This window comes from Neolewinella aurantiaca (assembly GCF_008014675.1).
In the GTDB taxonomy this organism is placed as follows: Bacteria; Bacteroidota; Bacteroidia; order Chitinophagales; family Saprospiraceae; genus Neolewinella; species Neolewinella aurantiaca.
The window spans coordinates 1-2,022 of record NZ_VOXD01000085.1 but is presented as its reverse complement, the minus strand read 5'-3'; the positions used below and the strand labels follow the sequence as shown (position 1 = coordinate 2,022).

Sequence of the window (2,022 nt, the reverse complement as noted above, 5' to 3'; positions counted from 1 at the left end):
TTAGCTTTGAGGCGTGCTCTCATCTGTGTTTTGTGCTTCGTAACCCAAAACTAACAGTTTGAGAGCACATCTTTTTTGAGCCAGAATCAGCCTCGACGATTTCGTATCAGAGGGAACACCCTAGGTTTATAAGTAATTCAACTCTCTTACTTTTAGCTTGAAGTTCATTTGTTATTAGCTCAAAATACTCAATTTCTTTACTTTTCTGATGATTGTATTTATTTATGTCAACGTACAAAACTCCATTTTTCTCTGAGAGCTCCAAAAACCTATTCACTAACATTGATCTGATATAAGCCTCAATAGTCTCATGCTTATAACTATTATTCTTATTTATCTTTTGCTTTATTTCATCAACACTACATTCTTTCCCCTTTTTGTATATATAAGATTGTATATCGCTTTCTATCCAATGTTGGTACCCTATAAAAATATTCTTCGTGTTTCTTTCGCTTCCAACTAACCTGATTGGGTAAATATATTTTATGAAGTCATTTAACTGGTAGTGCTTATTTTTTCTGCCATCAGATACTGAATGCTTTACTAAAGTCTGTATACCGCTCACAATCGAAATTGAATACGTTGATATTGTTCGGAGATCATCACGAATATCAATTACAACATCACCGTGTTGATATACAATTCCACTATTATCGATCATACAAATTTCTTTTCGTTGCGCAGAACGTATGCAGCAACGCAGGCCACGCCCTTGGAAAAGCTAAGATAGAAATTCAAAACTTAACGCCCCAGACCTCCTACCCTAGCACCCCAAAACTTGAAGCGTGGCTTGTCGGTGCTGCTGTGTTGAACTAAGCCGCTCCGCGCCAACCGCTACCGCGCCATAACCAACCGTCTCCTAAAAATACCCCTATCTTACCTATTAACCAAACCATTCTACCGTGACTAAAAAAAGTCCCGGGCTCAGATAGCCCACCACCCTGATTGTCAGCCGGATATCGACCGGTTCGTGGCCCATTTACGGGTCGCGGGTATGACATCGAGTACCATTATCAACTACGCCCGGTCGCTGCGCGACCTCATGGAATACCACCATGCGGAAGCCGATGCCATCACCGCCCGGGACATCCTCGCCTTTCTCGCCGAGCGGGAAAAATCAATAGGGAAATCCACCCTCAATACCCTTTGCTATGCGCTGAAATACTTCTACGGCAAAGTCCTCGGCGACCCCGACCGCATTGCGGTCGATTTCGAGGATCAGCTCCGCAATTTCAGTAGTCGTCAGGCCAATCAATTCCAGCCGCAAACCGCTCGGTAGACGCAGGCTTCGTTCGGCGCGTTCCCGCCTTGGTGTTATTTTGCAAAAGCCTTCGCTGAGAGAAGCTTCCGCTTCTCCATATTTCTTCTTCCAGGAATAGAAAGTAGGCACCTTCAGGTCGTATTCTTCACAAAAGGCGGCGACCGTCAGGCCGCTGAGCCGCTGCTCGATCAAAAATTGCCGGATGGCGGTGGGGCTGTGGCACATAAATTGTTGCTTTGGTTTGGCGCAAAGCTCTGGTCGCGGAGTTGGGGTTGACAAGATGTGGTTGGTCGGACGGTTACACTCATTCCAAACGATTCAGCGACTGATAGCGCGCTGACGCTCGGTCGTAGAGATACATCCTGGCGCGAATCAGATTATTGCTCAATCCCTCCCAGCCTCTCTACACCGCTTTGCCGGGGATGAGTAATCGCGACAATCTGGTTTGCGCCCGTCTTCGCCTACGTTTTTTGCCTTATCAGGAACTGCGTTAGCTTCGCGCTAGTTGTCCCACCCCGAAGAAGTAACGAAGTTTAGAGCGTGTCTAAAAATTCGAGTCAAAATTTCTCTGTATTGACGATAGAACCATCTGAATGTTGGCCATCAAAATGAATGAAGCCGAATTTTCTATCGTTCGCTCCAGGTCCTTGGTGATTCTGCGATAGAAATTCATCCAGGCGAAGCTTCTTTCGACTACCCACCGCTTGGCTTCTACTACAAACCCCTTTGAGCCTTCCGGTCTTGATGGGCACTCAAAGACA

General features: G+C 45.8%; 2 protein-coding genes and 2 pseudogenes. 1 reads left to right on the top strand and 3 read right to left on the bottom strand.

Annotation, left to right across the window (positions count from 1 at the left end; all coding sequences use genetic code 11):
- Window positions 1–106: 106 nt before the first annotated feature.
- A complete protein-coding gene (locus FUA23_RS22070; protein ID WP_147932942.1) occupies window positions 107–661 on the bottom strand; it encodes a hypothetical protein in 555 nt (184 codons plus the stop codon).
- 309 nt (window positions 662–970) lie between these two features.
- Here FUA23_RS22070 and FUA23_RS22065 point away from each other — a divergent pair.
- Window positions 971–1,180: pseudogene (locus tag FUA23_RS22065) on the top strand (phage integrase N-terminal SAM-like domain-containing protein); the annotation flags it as partial.
- Here the strand turns inward: FUA23_RS22065 and tnpA are convergent.
- Window positions 1,118–1,486: an IS66 family insertion sequence element accessory protein TnpA gene (gene tnpA, locus FUA23_RS23230; RefSeq protein WP_406603415.1), complete on the bottom strand. Its 369-nt coding sequence runs from the start codon at window positions 1,484–1,486 to the stop codon at window positions 1,118–1,120. The pseudogene FUA23_RS22065 and the gene tnpA overlap by 63 nt on opposite strands.
- A gap of 405 nt (window positions 1,487–1,891) precedes the next feature.
- Window positions 1,892–2,022: pseudogene (locus FUA23_RS22855) on the bottom strand (IS5 family transposase); the annotation flags it as partial.